The organism is Duganella fentianensis, assembly GCF_964031615.1.
GTDB classification, from domain to species: Bacteria; Pseudomonadota; Gammaproteobacteria; order Burkholderiales; family Burkholderiaceae_D; genus Rugamonas; species Rugamonas fentianensis_A.
This window is the reverse complement of record NZ_CAXIQN010000009.1, coordinates 386312-405120: the sequence shown is the minus strand read 5'-3', so window position 1 is coordinate 405120 and position 18809 is coordinate 386312. Positions and strand designations below refer to the sequence as shown.

Annotated in this window: 20 protein-coding genes; 4 read left to right on the top strand and 16 right to left on the bottom strand. The window is 60.8% G+C overall.

The window, feature by feature from the left end:
- Positions 1-44: 44 nt before the first annotated feature.
- Both ABNT42_RS07735 and purU read right to left on the bottom strand, forming a co-directional pair.
- A complete protein-coding gene (locus tag ABNT42_RS07735; RefSeq protein WP_348696099.1) occupies positions 45-590 on the bottom strand; it encodes a YaeQ family protein in 546 nt (181 codons plus the stop codon).
- An 18-nt stretch (positions 591-608) separates the two neighbouring features.
- The gene (gene purU, locus ABNT42_RS07730) at positions 609-1478 is read right to left on the bottom strand and encodes a formyltetrahydrofolate deformylase (protein ID WP_348696098.1); all 870 of its coding nucleotides are present in this window, start codon (positions 1476-1478) and stop codon (positions 609-611) included.
- A gap of 201 nt (positions 1479-1679) precedes the next feature.
- Between purU and ABNT42_RS07725 the strand changes: the two genes are divergently transcribed.
- Together ABNT42_RS07725 and ABNT42_RS07720 are read left to right on the top strand one after the other, a co-directional pair.
- Positions 1680-1958, top strand: coding sequence for a hypothetical protein (locus tag ABNT42_RS07725; protein ID WP_348696097.1), 279 nt, complete (start codon positions 1680-1682; stop codon positions 1956-1958).
- Positions 1959-2079: 121 nt separating this feature from the next.
- Positions 2080-2430: a KGG domain-containing protein gene (locus ABNT42_RS07720; RefSeq protein WP_348696096.1), complete on the top strand. Its 351-nt coding sequence runs from the start codon at positions 2080-2082 to the stop codon at positions 2428-2430.
- A 14-nt stretch (positions 2431-2444) separates the two neighbouring features.
- Here ABNT42_RS07720 and ABNT42_RS07715 read toward each other — a convergent pair whose 3' ends face one another.
- The 4 genes from ABNT42_RS07715 to modA are packed head-to-tail and all read right to left on the bottom strand — an operon-like array spanning position 2445 to position 5407.
- A complete protein-coding gene (locus tag ABNT42_RS07715; RefSeq protein WP_348696095.1) occupies positions 2445-3263 on the bottom strand; it encodes a TOBE domain-containing protein in 819 nt (272 codons plus the stop codon).
- Complete coding sequence (locus tag ABNT42_RS07710; RefSeq protein ID WP_348696094.1) at positions 3253-3954, bottom strand: ATP-binding cassette domain-containing protein; 702 nt, start codon at positions 3952-3954, stop codon at positions 3253-3255. The genes ABNT42_RS07715 and ABNT42_RS07710 overlap by 11 nt, the downstream gene beginning before the upstream one ends.
- 1 nt (position 3955) lies before the next feature.
- Positions 3956-4645 (bottom strand): molybdate ABC transporter permease subunit, encoded by a 690-nt coding sequence (gene modB, locus ABNT42_RS07705; RefSeq protein ID WP_348696093.1) that lies wholly within the window; start codon positions 4643-4645, stop codon positions 3956-3958.
- On the bottom strand, positions 4646-5407 hold the full coding sequence (modA, locus tag ABNT42_RS07700) for a molybdate ABC transporter substrate-binding protein (protein ID WP_348696092.1): 762 nt from the start codon (positions 5405-5407) through the stop codon (positions 4646-4648).
- Between the two features lie 122 nt (positions 5408-5529).
- Between modA and ABNT42_RS07695 the strand changes: the two genes are divergently transcribed.
- Complete coding sequence (locus ABNT42_RS07695; protein WP_348696091.1) at positions 5530-6039, top strand: M48 family metallopeptidase; 510 nt, start codon at positions 5530-5532, stop codon at positions 6037-6039.
- A gap of 36 nt (positions 6040-6075) precedes the next feature.
- Here ABNT42_RS07695 and ABNT42_RS07690 read toward each other — a convergent pair whose 3' ends face one another.
- From ABNT42_RS07690 to ABNT42_RS07645, 10 genes are all read right to left on the bottom strand, one after another.
- Positions 6076-6621, bottom strand: a complete 546-nt coding sequence (locus tag ABNT42_RS07690) for a TIGR00730 family Rossman fold protein (protein WP_348696090.1) — start codon at positions 6619-6621, stop codon at positions 6076-6078.
- Positions 6618-7403 carry a hypothetical protein gene (locus tag ABNT42_RS07685; protein WP_348696089.1) on the bottom strand — a complete coding sequence of 262 codons (786 nt, stop codon included), beginning with the start codon at positions 7401-7403 and terminating at the stop codon, positions 6618-6620. The genes ABNT42_RS07690 and ABNT42_RS07685 overlap by 4 nt, the downstream gene beginning before the upstream one ends.
- A gap of 10 nt (positions 7404-7413) precedes the next feature.
- Positions 7414-8079 carry a TetR/AcrR family transcriptional regulator gene (locus tag ABNT42_RS07680; RefSeq protein ID WP_155433533.1) on the bottom strand — a complete coding sequence of 222 codons (666 nt, stop codon included), beginning with the start codon at positions 8077-8079 and terminating at the stop codon, positions 7414-7416.
- A gap of 66 nt (positions 8080-8145) precedes the next feature.
- A complete protein-coding gene (locus tag ABNT42_RS07675; protein WP_348696088.1) occupies positions 8146-8436 on the bottom strand; it encodes a phasin family protein in 291 nt (96 codons plus the stop codon).
- 67 nt (positions 8437-8503) lie between these two features.
- Positions 8504-12118, bottom strand: a complete 3615-nt coding sequence (locus ABNT42_RS07670) for an EAL domain-containing protein (RefSeq protein WP_348696087.1) — start codon at positions 12116-12118, stop codon at positions 8504-8506.
- A gap of 16 nt (positions 12119-12134) precedes the next feature.
- Entirely contained in the window at positions 12135-13616 is a 1482-nt protein-coding gene (locus ABNT42_RS07665) for a PAS domain S-box protein (RefSeq protein WP_348696086.1), read from the bottom strand.
- 76 nt (positions 13617-13692) lie between these two features.
- Positions 13693-14625 (bottom strand): alpha/beta fold hydrolase, encoded by a 933-nt coding sequence (locus ABNT42_RS07660; protein ID WP_348696084.1) that lies wholly within the window; start codon positions 14623-14625, stop codon positions 13693-13695.
- Between the two features lie 37 nt (positions 14626-14662).
- A complete protein-coding gene (locus ABNT42_RS07655; protein ID WP_348696112.1) occupies positions 14663-16321 on the bottom strand; it encodes a GMC family oxidoreductase in 1659 nt (552 codons plus the stop codon).
- A gap of 5 nt (positions 16322-16326) precedes the next feature.
- On the bottom strand, positions 16327-16851 hold the full coding sequence (locus ABNT42_RS07650) for a twin-arginine translocation signal domain-containing protein (RefSeq protein ID WP_348696083.1): 525 nt from the start codon (positions 16849-16851) through the stop codon (positions 16327-16329).
- Between the two features lie 89 nt (positions 16852-16940).
- On the bottom strand, positions 16941-17732 hold the full coding sequence (locus ABNT42_RS07645) for an RNA methyltransferase (RefSeq protein ID WP_348696081.1): 792 nt from the start codon (positions 17730-17732) through the stop codon (positions 16941-16943).
- Positions 17733-17901: 169 nt separating this feature from the next.
- Here ABNT42_RS07645 and ABNT42_RS07640 point away from each other — a divergent pair, with 169 nt between their 5' ends.
- Positions 17902-18720: an inositol monophosphatase family protein gene (locus tag ABNT42_RS07640; protein ID WP_348696111.1), complete on the top strand. Its 819-nt coding sequence runs from the start codon at positions 17902-17904 to the stop codon at positions 18718-18720.
- Positions 18721-18809: the final 89 nt, after the last annotated feature.

The window sequence follows — 18809 nt, the reverse complement described above, 5'->3', positions numbered from 1 at the left end:
GGCCACGCTGCGGGCAACTCTGCCCGCAGCGTGGCCGTTAGCACTTAATCCCGCTCGCTTTTGAAGATTTCACGGCCGATTTCCACCGTGGTGGTGCCGTCAGTCAGCCAGATCTGGCCATCCTGTATGGTGCATTGCAGCTGCATGGTGCGCTGGGCCATGCGGCCCAGTTGCTCGGTCGCATCGGCGTTCAGATTGATCACGCTAAGATTCTTGCAGCGCTCGACTTTGTTGGCCAGCCCCTTCCACCAGATATGGCTGGTGGCCGCGTAGCTATACACCACCACATGCTCGGAACGGCCACAGGCCTTGAGCAGCACTTTCTCGTCCGGCTGCCCCACTTCGATCCACAGTTCGATGGCGCCGGTCAGGTCCTTCTGCCACAGATCAGGTTCTTCCACGTCGAACAGACCTTTGGTAAAGGTCAGCGCCTCGTTGGCATGGATGGCATACGCCACCAGCCGCACCATCATGCGTTCGTCCGTTTCGGACGGATGGCGCGCCATGGTCAGCGCCGGCGACTCGTAATAATTGCGGTCCATGTCCGCAATCGATAGATCTGCTTTGTAAATTGTTGCTTTAAGGGCCATCAGGACTACTCTTTAGTGTTATTTGAAGACGACGGTCTTGTCGCCATTCTGTAAAACGCGGTGCTCGACAAACCATTTCACGGCACGCGCCAGCACCACGCATTCGACATCGCGGCCGATAGCCGACAGGGTATCGGCATCCATCGAATGATCGACCCGCTCGACATCCTGCTCGATGATCGGGCCTTCATCCAGATCGCCGGTAACGAAGTGGGCGGTGGCGCCGATCAGTTTCACGCCGCGCTGGTGCGCCTGCGCATACGGCTTGGCGCCCTTGAAGCTAGGCAGGAAGGAATGGTGGATGTTGATCGCCTTGCCCTTGAGCGCCGCGCACAGGCTAGGTGACAGAATCTGCATATAGCGCGCCAGCACCACCAGATCGATCTGGTGCGAGTTGATCAGTTCGATGATCTTGGCTTCCTGCGCCAGCTTGGTTTCTTCCGACGCGCCCGTTGCCAGTGGCAGATAGTGGAACGGAATGTTGTAGCTGGCTGCCAGCTGGTAGAAATCCATGTGATTCGACACGATGGCAGGAATCTCCACCGGCAGCAGGCCGCTCTTGTAGCGGAACAGCAAGTCGTTCAGGCAATGGCCGATCTTCGACACCATCAGCATCACGCGCGGCTTGTAGTGGGCATCGCGCAATTCCCAGTCCAGTCCCATGCTGGCGGCCAGCGTGGCGAAGTCGGCGCGCAGGGCAGCGTCGCTCAGGCCGCTATCTTCCAGCGAGAAATGCACGCGCATGAAGAACAACTGCGACTGGCTATCCCCGAACTGGGCCGAATCGATAATGTTGCAGCCATGTTCGGCCAGAAAGCCCGACACGCGGTGCACGATACCGCGCTGATCGAGGCAAGAGAGAGTCAGAATGTATTCGGGATTGCTCATTTCTACCATCGTTAGAATTCATACAAGGCCGGTATTGTCGCACGGCTGGGCAGGAACTGCCCAATTCATCAGCAGCATGGCACCCCGTGCAGGCGCCGGATGCAACACTTCTCGTCGCTAGCACGGGAACTTTGGCCGCTGATCAGCCTCTATCGGGTATCCGGCCAGCGCCGGCCCGCCCACTCACGAGGAGCATCCATCATGACCAACCGCCCCCTGCCCGCGCCCGACTACCTGCAGATCGTTGCCTTCTACCAGCAACTGGGTCAGCACCTGCTGACCGCCATGCAGAGTCTGGGCGACCTGCAACTACAACTGATCGATATTCTGAGCCTGACTCACTCCAACATGCTGCAGACCACGCATGAACACCTGACAGCCTTCGAGCGCAGCATGGAACAGGCCAGCAAGGCCGCCAGCAGCAGTGTGCCGCGCGCCAGCGTACAGACCAGCGTGGCCGGATCCGCCACCCACCACTAATCGCAACTAAACGGCCTAGGCGCACTGGAACTTTCGTCAACCTCGCTTCTCTAATCAAGCAGGGCAGCGAGCGCTACCCGCCACTTCGACGCACAGTCGCCAACATTATCCAGGAGGACTTATGGCCAGTAATTCCGGCAATGAAAACATCAAACCCAAAAGCAGCGCCAAGCGGGGCTTTGCCGCCATGGACGAAGCAACCCAGCGCAGCATCGCCAGCAAGGGCGGCCAGGCCGCACACCAGAAAGGCACGGCACATGAATTCGACAGCGAGGAAGCGCGCCGCGCCGGACAGAAAGGGGGCGAAGCCGTCAGCCGGGATCGCGCCCACATGGCTACCATAGGCCGCAAAGGGGGCGAGAGCCGCCAGTCTGCGGCGCGCGCCAAGGCCCAGCAGGCAGCGGGCCAAAGTGGCGCGGAGCAAAGCAGCAAGGGGGGCAGCCGTCAGAGCAGCAAGGCGGCCAACCATTGATTGCCGTAAGTTGCTCAGGTACCGAGGATGACGGCCGAGGCTTTGAAGATGGCCGTGGCGGGCATCCCGGCCGCCAGTTCCAGCGCCTCGCCGCTTTCGCGTGTAACGATGGCCGCAATGGTGGCACCGCCGGCCAGCGCAATGCTGACCTCCGTATTGACGGCACCTTGCTGCACACGGCTGATGGTGCCGCTCAGCTGATTGCGGGCAGAAAAACGGGCACCTTCAGGCTCGGTCACTACGATGATGGAACTGGCTTTGATCAACGCCCACGCGGTCACACCGGGCACCAGCCCGAGGCTGTCACTGCTGTCGCGCGTGATGGTGGCGACGATCTGCTGGCCGCCAGCGATTCCCAGCGTGACTTCGTCATTCACGGCGCCACGCACCAGCGCAAGGACTTTGCCACTGAACTGGTTGCGCGCGCTCGTTTTCATCGTCAGGTTCCGTATCAGTAAAAGGTCATCGGCCAGTGCATGTGACTGGCTGCTCAGCGCGGCCACAAAACGCTGGTGGGCTTCATCGATCCTGGCGAAATTTTCCACCAGTTGCTGTCCCCGTGCCGTGAGGCGCGTTCCGCCACCGCCCTTGCCGCCGGCCAGCCGTTCCAGCAAAGCTTCGCCAGCCAGATTGTTCATCGCTTCAATGGCGTCCCATGCCCCTTTGTAGCTCAGCCCCACGGCTTTCGCTGCCGCCGTGATGGAACCATGTTCGGCTATTGCCGCCAGCAGTTCCATGCGCTCGCGTCCGCCTAGCTTCTGCCCGCCTATGGTCATCCATACGCTGCCTTGCAGCGCCATGCCGCCCTGCGTCAGTTCGTCTTCATGCTTCATGCGCCACTCCTTGCAAGCATTGCGCCGTATCGATCAGCTGCCCCTGTTCCATGCGCAGCAGGTGGTCGCCGAAGGCTGCCACATCATCTTGGTCGTGGGTAATCAGCAGCATGGGGATGGCTAGCTGACGCTGCAGCCTGTCCAGCTCGGCACGCATGCGCTGACGCAGTGCCGGATCGAGTGCCGCAAATGGTTCATCCAGTAGCAACGCTCTAGGCGACGGCGCCAGCGCGCGCGCCAGCGCCACCCGCTGACGCTGGCCGCCCGATAGCTGATGCGGCAATTGCGCCGCCACACCATCGAGCTCCAGCGCAGCCAGCCAGTAGCGCACGGTGTCGTCGTCATGCGTGCGGGCAGGATTGCGCCAGCCCCGCTGCAGGCCGAAAGCGATATTCTGCCGCACGTTCAAATGGGGGAATAAAGCGTAATCCTGAAACAGATAACCTAACTGACGCTGTGGCGGCGCCAGATTGATGCCCTGCGCGGCCCCGTACAGGCAGCGCCCGTCCAGCGTAATATGGCCCTGATCGGGCGTCAGCAACCCCGCTAGTGCTTTCAGCAGCATGCTTTTGCCGGCACCTGATTCGCCGTACAGCACGATGCGCTGGCTGTCCGAGCGGAAGCGGGCCTGCAGTGTAAAGCGGCGCGTCCCTGCGGCCAGCGTCTTGCGGATATCGACGTCGAATGTCATGTCACACCTGTTGCGAGCGCTGCGGCGTGAGCTTATTGGCACTGACCAGCACCACCATGCACACCAGCGAAGTAATCACCACCAGCAGATTAGCCGTATCGTCCTGCCCTGCCTGCACGGCTTCGTAGACAGCGATCGACAGTGTCTGGGTCTTGCCCGGTATACTGCCAGCCACCATCAGGGTGGCACCGAATTCCCCCATGGAGCGGGCAAAGGCCAGTAGCGTGCCGCTCAGCACACCGCGCCATGCCAGCGGCAGGCTGACCCGCAGGAACACGGCCAATGGCGACAATCCCAGTACGCTTGCGGCTTGTTCCAGCTGGGTATCGACCGCTTCAAACGCGGCCCGCGCCCCCTTCAACACCAGCGGAAATGCCACCACGGCGGCGGCGATGACCGCGCCCTGCCAGCTAAAGATCAGCTGGATGCCGAACATCTGCTGCAGCCATGCACCGATAGGGCCATTGCGGCCGATCAGCACGAGCAGATAATAACCGAGCACCGTGGGCGGCATCACCATGGGCAAAGTCAGCAGCGCATCGAGCAGCTCGCGCCCCACGAAGCGCTTGCGCGCCAGCAGATAGCCGAGCGCCACGCCCAGCACCAGATCGATCAGCGTAGCCCAGCAGGCCACTTTGAGCGACAGAGCGAGCGCCACCCACGCCGGTTCGGCCATCAGCGTCGCCTGCATTTATGGCCGCCCGAAACCATAGCGGCTCAGGATAGCCTGCGCCGGCGCCGACAGCATAAACTCGGCAAACTGGCGTGCCACCGGCGTCTGCGTACTGCCCGCAGTGACGGCAATCGGATAGGTCACGGGTGTCTCCGTCGGTACCGTTGCCACCAGTAGCACCTTGTCCTTGAATAGTGCCGCATCCGTGGCATACACGAAACCGGCATCGACTTCGCCGCGCGCCACGTAATCGAGACACTGGCGTACCGAGGTGGCATAAATCAGCTTGTTGACCACGCCGTTCCACTGTCCGGCCTGTTCCAGCGCATGGCGGCTGTAGCGCCCTGCCGGCACACTGGCCGGATTGCCGAGCGCAATGCGCTGCACACCGGCCTGTGCCAGATCGCGCAGACCGGCCAGCGCCAGCTTGCTATCAGCCGGCTTGATCAGCACCAGTGTGTTGCTGGCAAAATTGCGACGGCTGGCAACATCCAGCAGTTTCAGATTACTGGCCCGATCCATGGCATCCTGATCGGCGGTCGCCAGCACATCGACCGGTGCGCCCTTGGCGATCTGCTGCACCAGCGCATCGGAGGCGGCAAAATTGAACAGCACCTTGTTACCGGCATGCTGTTTTTCATAGGCAGCGCCAATCTCCTTGAAAGCGTTACTCAGGCTGGCAGCGGCAGATACCGTCAATTCGCCCGCACGGGCCGGCAGCACGGCCACGCCGCACAGCAATGCCGCCAGCGCGGCCAGTTTCGCAGTCGTCGCAGCCATACTTTTCCCTATCGCAAGAGTCGTCATATAGTCGATTATATAGCGATTGAAAAAACCGTGCTTTTAGCGCTCATCCGGCCGGCTGTGGTACATTCACGCCTCGATTATTCCCGCCCTATGCTATGTCCCGCCTGAAGTACCTGAGTGCCTATTCCGAACAGACCCAGACGCAAGTGGCGCAACTGATGGCGCAGGATAAACTGGCGGCCGTACTGAAAAGCCGCTACGGCAAGGCACACGACTACCGCACCGACAAGGCGCTGTACAACTACGTGCAGGAATTGCGCAGCGCCCATCTGCGCAATGCGGAACCCGTCAACAAGGTCGAATACGACAGCAAGATCCACGTAATCAACCATGCGCTAGGGCTGCATACTTCGATTGCTCGGGTACAGGGCGGCAAGCTCAAGGCCAAGCATGAAATCCGCGTGGCCACCATGTTCAAGGCCGTACCGATGGAATTTCTCACCATGATCGCCGTGCATGAACTGGCCCACCTGAAGGAAAAGCAGCACGACAAAGCCTTCTACCAGCTGTGCACGCACATGGAGCCCAACTACCACCAGTACGAATTCGACCTACGCCTCTACCTGACGCACCTCGATCATCAGGGCGAGAAACTGTGGACCTGAGCGCCGTGAAGACTAACTGATGGCGCCAGGCAATGCTCAGGCGCCCGCGCCTTTCAGACGCTGTAACAGGCGTTCCGGTTCGGCTTCCAGCTGCATCAGCGCCACATGCTCGGGACGGATGAAGCCTTGCGTGCTGGCGTGCTGGATGAAGCCGGCCAGCTGATCGTAGAAGCCGGCCACATTCAGCAGCCCTATGGGCTTGCGATGTATGCCCAGTTGCGACCAGGTCAGCATTTCGAACAGTTCTTCCAGCGTGCCCATGCCACCCGGCATGGCGATGAAACCATCGGCCAGACTGGCCATCATGGCTTTGCGTTCATGCATGTCTTTGACGATGAACTGGCGCGTCAGGCCATTGTGTCCTACTTCGCGTTCCACCAGCGCAGTGGGGATCACGCCCGTCACTTCGCCACCGTGCTTGAGCACTTCATCGGCAATGACACCCATCAGCCCGACATTGCCACCGCCATACACTAGCGCCAGATTCTGCGCTACCAGTGCCCGCCCCAGCGCACGCGCTGCTTCGGCATACTGTGGATCATGGCCGGGATTGGCACCGCAATAAACACAAATCGCTTTCAAGTTTCTTCTTCCTCATCCATTTGGCGCCGCACCAGATCGGCATCGAGCCGCTCCAGTGCGTCGAGTGCCACACAGCGCGCAGCAGCCTGATACAGGGCACGCGCTTCAGCTTGTCGTCGTTTTCCGTCCAGCATCTGCATGGCCCGTGCGTAGCGCACTTTGACGATGGCAGAGTCCGGCGTCAATGCCAGCGCTTTTTCGAACGCGGCATAGCTTTCTTCCTTTTTCACGCCGTAGGTCAGGCCGCCCAGTAGCGCGCCTACCTTGTCGAGAATTTCGGCGTGGTAGATGCCCAGCGCCACCTGCGCGTCGGCCCGCTGCGGCGCAAGACTGAGCGTGGTGTCCAGACTGCCGCGCACCTTGGCGCCCAGTCCCTGCGCCAGTGCTTTGACTACCGAGATGCCTTGCGAATACTGGCCCAGCGCATACGCATGCCAGTAGAAACCAGCCGGATTATCGGGCTGTTCCTGTTGCTGCCGTTCGCAGCGTTCGGCCACGCATTCGAAGGTGGCCAGCTTTTTCATCAGGCTGGGTTCCAGATACTGGGCATAGATGCAGATGGCTTTGTGTGCGACCGAATAACCGGGCACGCCCACGTCGAGGCCGATGCGGGCCGCATGTTCGAACTCGCCCGCATGGAAGGCGATCCATGCCTGCACCAGCTTGGGATTGTCGGGCCACGGTTCGCGGTCGCCCGCATGCAGACGGGGCCACAGGCGCGCCAGACTTTCCGGCGTGTGCACATAGGCGGGATCAGGATACGGGAAAGGAGTCCACGCCATACAGGTCGGCCTACTTGAGTTTCTTCAGGTATTCTTCGGACAGTTTCTGGAACAGCAAACTGGTTTCATTGCGCAGGTACGGGCCGATCTGCGACAGCACCTGATAGCAGCCCCGCGCCAGCGCATCGGCCATCGATTGCTGCTCGCTGTATTTGCGCGGATTGCGCACGTATTCGTAGGACAGCCAGTAGGTCGCCACCACCACCATATTGGTGGCCATGGCATCGATGGCGGTATCCGAGGCTTCCAGCGATTTCTCGCTGCGCAAATCTTCGCACAGTTGCTTGGCCACCTTGATCTTGTGCGCCAGAATCTGCTTGAAGTGCAGTTCCAGCTTGCGGTTGCGCGACAGCAGATCGTTCAGATCACGGTAGAAGAAGCGGTAGCGCCAGATCAGTTCGAACATCAGGTGCAGATACAGCCACACGTCTTCGATGTTGGAGCGGCGCCCGTCCGGCACCGTCAGAATCCGGTTGATCTCCGCCTCGAACTGCACGAAGATGGAATTGACGATGTCGTCCTTGTTGCGGAAGTGATAGTAGAGGTTCCCCGGCGAGATATTCATTTCTTCGGCGATCACGGTGGTCGTGATGTTCGGCTCGCCAAATTCATTAAACAAGCGCAGCGACAGCTCTAGGATGCGTTCGCGGGTACGGCGGGGTGCTTTTTGTAGCATAGCAAGGAAACCTCTGTTTATTCTCCTGCAAGCATAACACCGTTGCCGCGAAGTTAGAAATATCTATCAGTGCGCCGCCGGACGATTGCCCTGCTGCGCCTTGAGTGCCGCCAGCTCGGCGCTCAGTTCATCCACCCGTGCATGCAGCCGAGCCACTTCGGCCGCCGTCGGCACACCAATGGCGCTCAGTGCGCGCAGCACGCGCTCTTCGAAAACTTGCATGGAAAACATCTTGCCGCCCTCTTCCTGCGCTTTGGCGAAGGCATGCAGGCCGGCCTGCCAGATTTCCTGCGACGACATGTGCATGGCGTCGGCCATGCGCTGATCATCGTCTTCCGGCTTCAACTTCTTGATCATGGAGCGTCCCCAAATTGTTTTGCGTTATTATTTTTTTATTGTAATCAGCAAAACTAGAGCTTGGAATCTAATGCGCTGTCAGCAACACGCCACCATGTAACTGGGTCTGCAGGCGGAAGCCTTCGCGGATATTCTCGCGCAGCACCGAGCCCTGCCACGGCTTGGTATAGAAGCGGTCGATCGCCCCGTGGTTGATGGCTTCCATGATGGGCGACAGATCGGTATAGGCCGACAGCATGATGCGGAAAGTATCAGGCGCCAGATTCTTTACCCGCTCCATGAATTCCGTCCCGCTCATGGACGGCATGCACTGGTCGCACAGAATCACATGCACGCGGTTATGCGCCAGCAGGTCGAAGCCTTCGGCCGCCGTCTGCGCGGTCAGGATGCGGTAGCCATCCTGACCGAGAAAATCGGACAGCACATCGAGCATAAAGGCATCGTCGTCCACGATCAACAGTGTGGGCTGGCCCACCAGCCCCACTTCCTGCGGCGCCTGCAGGGACTGGCCCTGACGCAGCATCTGCTCGAATTCGTCTTCCGGCAAGGGGCGACTGAACAGATAGCCCTGCATCTCGTCACAGTTATGCCGCCGCAGATAGGCCAGCTGGGCATCTTTCTCCACCCCTTCGGCGATCACTTCCAGCTGCATGCTGTGCGCCATGTTGATGATGGCCAGCACGATGGCCGCATCATCGGGATTGCTGGTGACTTCGCGCACAAAGGCGATGTCGATCTTCAGTTTGTCGATGGGGAAGCGCTTCAGGTAAGCCAGCGAGGAATAGCCAGTGCCGAAATCGTCGATGGAGATGCGGATACCCAGCGCTTTCAGATGCTGCAGCACGGTGATGGTTTCCTCCGCATTCGACATCAGCGAACTTTCCGTCAGCTCCAGCTCCAGCAGTTCCGGGGCAATGTCGAATTCGCGTATGACTTTCAGCACTTCTTCTTCCAGCCCGCCGACAAAGAACTGTATGCCCGAGACATTGACGGACAGGTGCACTGCACCAACGCCGGACTTGCTCCATTCGGCGATCTTGCGGCAGGCTTCGCGCAGCACCCAGTTACCCACCCGCACAATCAGCCCCGTTTCTTCCAGTAGCGGAATGAATAGCGCCGGCGACACCATGCCATGGCCGGGACGGCGCCAGCGGATCAGCGCTTCGGCACCGCTGATGCGGCCCGTGGCGATATTCACCTTGGGCTGGAAGTGCAACACAAATTCCTCGTTATCGATGGCGCGCCGCAGTGCGATTTCCAGATCCAGCCGGGCGATCGACTGGGCGTTCATTTCCGCCGTGAAGAAACGGAAGGCATCGCGTCCCGCTTCCTTGGCGCGGTACATGGCCGTATCGGCATACTGGATCAGGGTATCGGGATCGTCGCCATCGTCGGGATAGACGGAAATGCCGATGCTGGAGGTCAGCGTCACTTCATGCCCGCGCAGATCGAACGGCCGGCGCATCGATTCGCGGATCTTGTCCACCACCGTGACGGCCGCCTGCGGCCCTTCCGGCAGCATCAGGATGGCGGCAAACTCGTCGCCGCCGAAGCGGCCTATGGTGTCGCGCACACGCAGGCAATCCACCAGCCGGCTCGAGAACTGGCGCAGCAGTTCATCACCGATGGTGTGTCCCAGCGTATCGTTGACGTTCTTGAAGCGGTCCACATCAAGGAATAGCACGGCCAGCGACCAGCCATGCTCGGCCGCCTGATGCAGCGAGTGGCCCAGCGAATCATAGAACTGGCTACGATTGGGGAGCCCCGTCAGCGTATCGAAGTGGGCTAATTTGAGCAGGCGCTGCTCGGCTTCCTTGCGCTCGGTGATATCGCGCGCCACCGCCACCATGATCCACGTCGAACCGGAACGCAGCGTGCGGCGCTGCACTTCCACCGACAGCAGCGAGCCATCCTGACAATGCAGCTGCAATTCGCTCATGGCGCCGCTCTGCTCGCCGGAAAGCAGCTTGCGGAACAGGTCCTCCAGCGGCTCCAGCGCGCCCAGACCGCTGCCATCGGGATGCACGCGCAGAAAATCTTCACGCGGATAGCCAAGCATGCGGCAGGCGGTGGCATTCACGTCGACAAAGCACATGGCGCTGCGGTCGAGCAGGAAAATGGCATCGGCCGTGGCATCCATGGCCAGCCGGAAGCGGCGCAGATCTTCGTCAAGGCGGATACGGGCATTCATATCGGCCGTCAGCTGGGCGTGGTGCTGCTTGATTTCCTCGTACAGGGAGAGGTTTTCATACGCCACCGAAATCTGCGCGGCCACCGTGATGGCCACCCGCTCATCGACTTCGGAAAAACCTTCCGAGCCCAGTTTATCGACCAGATACAGCCAGCCATGCACGCGCTCGCGCGCAGCAATCGGCACGCCGAGGAAGGAATGCACGGCCGGATGGTCGGACGGCAAGCCAATGCTGGCCGGATCACCATTCACGTCATTCAGGCGGCAGGTCTGGCGCTGTTCCAGCAGACCGCGCAGTACACCGGCACGGGGCGCCGTGGCCAGTGCGCGGGCCGGCACGCCAGCACCGCAACTGGCAAAATAACTGAGTTCGCTGGCTTCGCTATCGAGCATGCCAATGCAGGCGAATTTCGACACGCAGATATTCTGCGCCACGCGGCAGCCGATCTCGATCAGCGCACCGGGATCGCGCTCGGCCCCCAGTTCTATGCCCAGTTCGATCAGCGCCGTCAGGCGCAGGCTGACGGCCTGCAGACTCGAGAGCGAACTGGTCAGACGTTGTGTCATGCGCTCCAGATGCTCGCCCGCTGCGCTATCGGCATCGCCCGACTGGTCGGCAATGCGCGACAGCTGGCGGCTGCTGTTTTCCAGCTCATCCAGATACTCGGCCACCTTGTCGTCGAAATGGTGGAAGCGCCCGTCCATGGGTGGCTCCATCACATGCCGCACCGGTGGCAGCTCGGCCTGCATGCCCAGCGCTTCCTGTACGGTACGGCGTATCACTTCCGGATCGGACGGCTTGGGCAATACCCAGCGCACGCCGCAACTCTGCGCCACCGCCATGGCTTCCCGTTCACGATAGATGGCAGTATAGAAAATCACCGGCACCTTGGCCGTGGCGGGATTGGCATGCAGCCGGGTGACCAGTTCATAACCATCCATGCTGGGCATGAGGATGTCGGAGATCACCAGATCCGGCTTCTCGGCCTCGACTATGCGCAAAGCATCGGCACCATTGGCCGCTTCCAGCAGGCGGTGGCCATCGTAGCCCAGCAGCGTCATGAGGAATTCGCGGTTCAGCACATGGTCATCGACGATCAGGATGGTGGCCACAGTCTGCTCGCGCGGCTTCAGATAGGCTTCGATCTGGCTAACAAAGCGCTCCGGCTCGACCGGCTTGCCGATATAGCCATCGAAACCGGCCGCCAGCAGTTTTTCGCGGTCGCCCAGCATGGCCAGCGCCGTCACGGCCAGTAGCGGAATATGGCGCATGGTGGCATCGGCCTTGAGCGCCGCCACCACGCCATAACCATCGAGACGGGGCAGGTGTACATCGCACAGGATCAGATCGGGGCGGTGCTGGCGCGCCAGCGCCACACCGCTCTCGCCATCACCGGCGCTGATGGTGCTGTGGCCATAGGCGCGCAGCAGGTAAACCATCAGCTCCAGATTGGTCGCATTGTCTTCGATGATGAGGATGCGTGCTGCCACAGTACGGCCTCCTGGTTTATTCTCGCGGCAGGGCCAGCGTAAAAGTGCTGCCCACGCCATATTCACTATTGAACAGTATCTGCCCCTGCAACAGCACCGCCAGCCGCTGGCTCAGGTGCAGCCCTAACCCGGTCCCTTCGAACTGGCGCACCTTGCCCGCATCGAGCTGGGAAAAGGCCTGAAACAGGGCACCGCGGTCTTCCGCTTCAATCCCGATGCCGGTATCGCTGATGCTGATGGTGACGCAATCGCGCTCGCTGACCTGCGCCGTATCGAGGTTCACCTGCACCTTGCCGTGCTCGGTGAACTTGATGGCGTTATGCACCAGATTCATCAGAATCTGCTGCAGGGCGCGGCGGTCGGCCATCACCGTCAGGTCAGCATCGGGACCGACGAATTCCAGTTCCAGCCCTTTCTGCCGCGCCTGCGGCCGGAACAGCAGCAGCACTTCATCGATCAGCTGGCGGCACTGCAGCGGCGCCAGTTCCAGCTCCAGCTTGCCCGCTTCGATCTTGGTCAGGTCGAGCAGATCGTTAATCAGCGACAGCAGGTGACGGGCACTGCTCTGCACCGTACGCAAGTGCTTTTCCTGTTCCTCGTTGATGGGCCCCGGCAGCTTCATCAACATGGTGCCGGTAAAGCCGATGATGGCATTCAAGGGCGTGCGCAATTCATGTGACATGCCCGCTAAAAAACGGTCCTTGGCGGCACTGGCACGGGCCAGCTCCGAGTTCTGTTCCTGCAGGGTACGCTCGATGCGCTTGCGCTCCGTGTTATCGCGGATCGCACTCATGATCAGCGTGCCTTCTTCCGTGACGATGGGGCTCAGGCTGATTTCAACGGGGAACTCCATGCCATCGCTGCGCAAGCCGTACAGATCACGCCCCGAACCCATGGGCCGCACTTGCGGCTGCTTCATATATTCGCTGCGGTGCTGCAGGTGAGATACGCGGAACCTTTGCGGCATCAACTGCTCCAGCGGCAGGCCGCGCATGGCCCCCTGCGGATAGCCAAATAGCGTGTGCGCCTGCCGGTTGGCCAGCACCACCCGCCCGCCCGAATTAGCCAGCAAGATGGCGTCCGGCATGGATTCCAGCAGTCCATCGAAGCGCGCCTCCACCAGTTTGGCATCGCGCAACACTTTCAGCGCCGTCACATCTTTCTTGCTCCACAGGATGTGCTCGGGCTGGCCGGCCCCATCGCGCACCAGCTTGGAACTGCTGTCCACGTACACCAGCGCGCCATCCTTGGCATGCCGCATGGATTCGTAATTGGCCGCCCCCGTGCTCAGCGTATGGGCGATCACGCCCGCTTCTTCTTCCAGCAGCCCCTGCGGCACGATCAGTTCGGCCAGCGTATGCCCCAGCGCTTCGTCACTGGTATAGCCAAAGACAGCCTGGGCACCATTGGTCCAGCATTCCACCACACCGGCCAGCGTAGTGACGATGACCGCATCCGGTGTTTCATTGAGTATCAGGCTACCAAAATCAGTGGGCATGGTGGCACCTTGCTTTGTCTGCTAGCTATAGCTTAACCAACATACAGCAACCGTCAACGAAAATACTCTCACAATGTCACAAGCGTGTGGCCGCCAGAATTTCGTCCATGACACACGGCAACGTTTCCGCATGCCGGCCCAGCGCCACGTGTCCGATCCCCTCGAATGCCAGCTGACGTGCACCGGCAAGCTGCGCCGACTGGGCTGGCGCGACAATATTGTCATGCAAAGTATAAATCGTACTAAACAAACCGCGTTGCGTATTCGCCTCACCAGCGGCCAGTCCACGCAGCCATTCACTGTCATACAGCATCTGGCGCACGTTCTGGCCGATGCCGAACTTGGCCAGCGAGAGCGCCGTCCCCTGATGCGGCGTGCCCAGCGTGATCACCCGTGCCACCTGCGCAGCACCATAGCGGCGCAGATAGGCACGCGCGACCAGCCCGCCCATGCTGTGGCCGACGATCACCACGCGCTGCTGCCCCGTGGCCGCACAGAGCTGGTCGATGGCAGCGCGCACCTGCGGGGCAAAGTCGTCGATGGAAGCACCGGGCGGCTCCAGATCCACCCCTAAGTGGGCAATACCAGACTGATTCAACAACGCGCTTAAAGGACGCCAGTAGCCGCTATTGCAGCCATAGCCGTGGATCAGCAGCACGGGCAAGCCGTGCTGTCCGGCCGGCAGTTGCAGGCCGACGGGATGCAGCATGTCGTAACTGGTGGTTTTCAGGTTGGAACAGTATTCGTGTGCCAGCAGCATGAATAGCTGTGGCAGGGACAAGGCTGGCGCCTGCGGCTGGTCGCGCAAGCTCAAACGGAAATTATTTGCCGAAATCAGCAGGCGCAGCGCGAGTACCAGCACCACCCCGCACAGCAGGTAAAACAGTTCCAGCAGCAACTGCCAGTAGAGCGGCCCGGCCGGTTGCCAGTAGCGATGCAGGGTAGCGGCGACGATCAGCGCCGTAGCCAGCTGCAAACCCAGTAAGAGGAAGACGACGCGTCGGATCATGCTGCCATCATAACCCGACGCCAGAAAACGCGTACGCCTAGCTGCGCACTGGCCGCGCTGCCGGCTGCCCCGTCAGCTGTTCGGCCAGCGTACTCGCCAGCCGCGCCACGATACCGTAGATGGAAAGCTGGGGATTGGCCCCGATCGAAGTAGGGAATAGCGAGCCGTCATGCACGGACACGTTACTTAGCCCGTGATAGCGACCATCGGCCGCCGTCACGCCCTGCCGCACATCATCGGCCATGGTGCAGCCGCCCATCACGTGGGCCGAGACCACCCGCATCGCCAGCTGCTTCATGGGCAGCGCCTTGATACCGGCCTGCGCTTCAGCCCAGCTGCGGTAAAGCGGCGTGGTTTCATGCACGGGGGCGACATCTTTGGCACCGGCGGCGAACTGGATTTCGGCCATGGTGAGCAGCGCGCGGCGCGCGCCGTCCCAGATAAAGTCGCTGATCGGATAGTCCAAGGTCGGCGCCCCATGGCTATCGAGCAGCACGCTGCCGCCCGGCGCATCGGCGTGGAAGCCGTCGCGCAGCAGCGCCAGCGTGGCTTGCTTGTAGGGGAACTGCGCCATGTCGGCCGCATGGTCGGCGCCGAAACCGGCTTTGGTGGTGGCCAGCAGCAGAGGATGCAGGGGCGGCACTTCCAGCTTGTAGCCGATCGGGCCGTCGATCTGCTGGGTGTGCAGGAAGTGGTCGGAGTAGACCGTCTGCGGTGCACCGGCGAAACTGTTGACGGGTTCGGCAAAAGTGGCGGCCGATACCACCACCGGATGCAGGAAAGTCCGCTTGCCCAGCAGACCGTGGGGATCGGGCGCTCCCGAACGCATCAGCAAGGCAGGCGAATTGATGGCGCCACCGGCCACCACGAAGTGGCGCGCCTTCAGGGTCAGCTTGCGCCCGCTGGGGGCCAGACCGGCAGCATCGAGCGCCAGACATTCCAGTTGCACGGCCTTATCGCCCTGCAGCACCAGCTTTTCGGCGCGCGCCCGCGTCAGCAGCGCGGCACCGTGGTTGAGTGCCGACGGGATGGTGGTAATCAGCATCGACTGCTTGGCATTTGTGGGGCAGCCCATGCCGCAATAGCCGAGGTTCCAGCAGCCGTTGACGTTACGCCGGATCAGCGAGGTGGGAATCCCCAGCTTGCTGGCGCCACGGCGCAGGATATCGTTGTTCTCATTGGGCGGCACATTCCAGTCACTGATGTTGAGACGCTGCTCCATCAGCTCGAACCACGGCGCCAGCGCCTCGGTGCTGTAGGTATGCAGGCCGAACTTGCGCTGCCAGTAGCCCAGCGTGCTATCGGGCGTGCGGAAGCTGCTGGTCCAGTTGACGGTGGTGCTGCCGCCTACCGTGCGACCCTGCAGAATATTGATGGCCTTGTCGCGGGTTTTACGGGCCGCCGATTCCTGATACAGCTGGGGATAGGCTTGCGCCTCGTTCATATTGAAATCGTTGGAAGAATGCAACGCGCCCTCTTCTACGATCAGTACGCGCAGGCCGGACAGGGCCAGAATTTCTGCCGTGACACCGCCGCCCGCACCGCTACCGACGATCACCACGTCGGCTTCCAGCGTCTGATCAGCGTTCAGACGGCTGGCATCCGTCACCTGCCAGCCACTGGCCAGACCGGCCTGTACGGGATCAGGGATCAGCGCCTTGGTCTGATTGATAGGTATATTGCGGGGAAGATTCATACCACTCATTTCAGCAACTCCTTGCGCGGACCGGGGTAGCCGATGGCTACCCATGAAGAAGGATCGGCATACCACGAGCCCAGCACCAGATCATGCAGCGCCAGATAGGCGGTCTGCAGCATGGCCAGCCGGTGGCTGCGCCAGCTTTGCAGGAAATCCGCCACTTCGGCCGGTTCGGCCTGCTCCCAGCTGGCGCTGACGCCGGCCAGCAGACGCCGCGCGGGGGCCAGCGCAAGCAGGCCGAACAGATCCTGCACTTCTTTCTGGGTGGTTAAAGGCAAGCCGCGAATCGCGCCATGGGTACGTTCCAGCGTGGCGTTCAACGCCTGTGCACGGGCCGCCGCATCGCTCGGTAGCAACGGTCCCAGCAGCACGGGTATGATGGCGTTCAGCGCCGCCCTGGCTTCACCGTCGAGCGCAAAGGGATGGGGCAATGGTGTCGGGCTCACCATGCGATAGATAGCTCCGCCCGCCGCCAAAGTAATGGCCGCGGCCGCGCCTATCTTCAGAAAAGATCTGCGGTTGCTCATGTCTCCGTCCTACTGGTTATTTTTTTATCTAACTAGTGTACGTGAATCAACTAACCGCAGAGTCAGCAAAAATAGAGTGAACGTTCTATTTATGCGCCATCCTTGCGCTGGCGTCGTCCGGCCATGTGGCGGGCGATGCCGCGCAGAATATTCACCTCTTCCTGTTCCAGCTGGGCACGGGCAAACATGCGTTTCAGCCGCGGCATCAGCTTGCGCGGATTGCTGGCATCGAGGAAGCCGATGTCGACCAGCGCCTGTTCCAGATGCTGGTACATGCCTTCGATCTGGGCCACGCTGGCCGCTTCCCCCTGAAAACCGATCTCGTTGGCATCGCCGGCAGGCTGGCGCACGCTGGGTGCACCATCCAGCGCCGCCATCCGGCATTCATAGGCTAGCACCTGCGCCGCCTGCGACAGATTGAGCGAGGAATAATCGGGATTAGCGGGAATATTGATCAGCACATTGCAGCGCTCGACGATCTCATTGGGCAGACCGAAGCGCTCGTTGCCAAAGATCAAGGCTGCATGCAGTTCGGGCTGGGCCAGCAACTGACCGGCCAGCGCGCGCGGCGTCAGCACAGGGGGCGAGTATTCGCGCAGCCGGGCCGACACGGCGGCGGCAAAATTAATGCCGTCCAGCGCTTCGGCCATGCTGCCCACTATGCGTGCCGAGGCCAGAATATCACCCGCGCCACTGGCAAAAGCGATGGCTTCGGGGTCGTCCAGCGCACCCTCGAAACGGGGCGTGACCAGTACCAGATCGGTAAAACCCATGGTCTTCATGGCTCTTGCCACGGCGCCAATATTGCCTGCTCGGCTAGTTTCTACCAGAATAAATCGCAGCCGTTTGAAAAGATTCGTGTTGATTTCGGGCAGGTTCATTTAAAATAGCGCTATTGCGCGGTATCGATACTAAGATTTTCCGGAATTTTACCCTGTCGGCGCCGCTCCGCTCTTTAATTCACTCTTGTACTCTATCGTGCTGCCGGGCAGGCTGAGGCCCCCGCTGGGCGTTAGCGTTCTTTTAACGGAAAAAGCTTACATGCACCCTATGCTCAACACGGCGGTGAAGGCCGCCCGCCGCGCCGCCGCGGTCATCAACCGCGCTTCGTTCGATCTGGATCGTCTGATCGTCAACGAGAAAAACCACAAGGATTTCGTCACCGATGTCGATCAGGCCGCCGAGCAGGCGATCATCGAAGTGCTGTCCAAAGCCTATCCTGACCATGCTTTCCTGGCCGAAGAGTCGGGCGCATCTGCCAACGCCCACGACGAGAGTGAATACACCTGGATCATCGACCCGCTCGATGGCACCACCAACTTCATGCACGGTTTCCCGCAGTACTCGATCTCGATCGCGCTGGCTCAGCGCGGTGTGGTTACGCAAGCCGTGATCTACGACCCAGTCCGCAATGACCTGTTCACCGCCACCAAAGGCGGCGGCGCCTATCTGAACGACAAGCGTATCCGTGTTACCAAACTGGACCGCATCGCTAACGCCCTGCTGTCGACCGGCTATGTGGCCGGCAATGCCAAGGCGCTGGACGAATACCTGAAGATGTACGGCATCATGGCCGAACGCTGCCACGGCGTACGCCGTCCCGGCAGCGCGGCGCTGGATCTGGCCTACGTGGCTTCCGGCCGTCTGGACGGCTTCTACGAAAAAGGCCTGAAGCCTTGGGATATCGCCGCCGGTTCGCTGATGGTGACGGAAGCTGGCGGTATCGTTGGCGAGTTCAACGGTGAATCCGACTACCTGTACAAAGGCGACATCATTGCTGCCAGCCCGAAAATCTTCGGCCAGATGGTTGGTCTGCTGACCCCGTTCCACGCCACGCCAGCCGCACCGGCTGCGCCTGCCGCAGAATAAGCCGGCGCTGGTGACAGGCAGTTCGCAGGCCGGACTGCCAGCTTGTTACAAAAAAAGAGAGCATTTGCTCTCTTTTTCATTTCCGTATT

Bases quoted from the DNA above. Each gene is read 5' to 3' on its own strand.
- modA (WP_348696092.1), bottom strand. From the start codon at position 5,407: ATGGCTGCGACGACTGCGAAACTGGCCGCGCTGGCGGCATTGCTGTGC.
- ABNT42_RS07685 (WP_348696089.1), bottom strand. From the start codon at position 7,403: ATGGCGTGGACTCCTTTCCCGTATCCTGATCCCGCCTATGTGCACACG.
- ABNT42_RS07645 (WP_348696081.1), bottom strand. From the start codon at position 17,732: ATGAACCTGCCCGAAATCAACACGAATCTTTTCAAACGGCTGCGATTT.
- ABNT42_RS07720 (WP_348696096.1), top strand. From the start codon at position 2,080: ATGGCCAGTAATTCCGGCAATGAAAACATCAAACCCAAAAGCAGCGCC.
- ABNT42_RS07655 (WP_348696112.1), bottom strand. From the start codon at position 16,321: ATGAATCTTCCCCGCAATATACCTATCAATCAGACCAAGGCGCTGATC.
- ABNT42_RS07660 (WP_348696084.1), bottom strand. From the start codon at position 14,625: ATGATCCGACGCGTCGTCTTCCTCTTACTGGGTTTGCAGCTGGCTACG.
- ABNT42_RS07710 (WP_348696094.1), bottom strand. From the start codon at position 3,954: ATGACATTCGACGTCGATATCCGCAAGACGCTGGCCGCAGGGACGCGC.
- ABNT42_RS07675 (WP_348696088.1), bottom strand. From the start codon at position 8,436: ATGATCAAGAAGTTGAAGCCGGAAGACGATGATCAGCGCATGGCCGAC.
- ABNT42_RS07665 (WP_348696086.1), bottom strand. From the start codon at position 13,616: ATGCCCACTGATTTTGGTAGCCTGATACTCAATGAAACACCGGATGCG.
- ABNT42_RS07650 (WP_348696083.1), bottom strand. From the start codon at position 16,851: ATGAGCAACCGCAGATCTTTTCTGAAGATAGGCGCGGCCGCGGCCATT.
- modB (WP_348696093.1), bottom strand. From the start codon at position 4,645: ATGCAGGCGACGCTGATGGCCGAACCGGCGTGGGTGGCGCTCGCTCTG.
- ABNT42_RS07695 (WP_348696091.1), top strand. From the start codon at position 5,530: ATGTCCCGCCTGAAGTACCTGAGTGCCTATTCCGAACAGACCCAGACG.
- ABNT42_RS07715 (WP_348696095.1), bottom strand. From the start codon at position 3,263: ATGAAGCATGAAGACGAACTGACGCAGGGCGGCATGGCGCTGCAAGGC.
- ABNT42_RS07640 (WP_348696111.1), top strand. From the start codon at position 17,902: ATGCTCAACACGGCGGTGAAGGCCGCCCGCCGCGCCGCCGCGGTCATC.
- ABNT42_RS07680 (WP_155433533.1), bottom strand. From the start codon at position 8,079: ATGCTACAAAAAGCACCCCGCCGTACCCGCGAACGCATCCTAGAGCTG.
- ABNT42_RS07735 (WP_348696099.1), bottom strand. From the start codon at position 590: ATGGCCCTTAAAGCAACAATTTACAAAGCAGATCTATCGATTGCGGAC.
- ABNT42_RS07725 (WP_348696097.1), top strand. From the start codon at position 1,680: ATGACCAACCGCCCCCTGCCCGCGCCCGACTACCTGCAGATCGTTGCC.
- purU (WP_348696098.1), bottom strand. From the start codon at position 1,478: ATGAGCAATCCCGAATACATTCTGACTCTCTCTTGCCTCGATCAGCGC.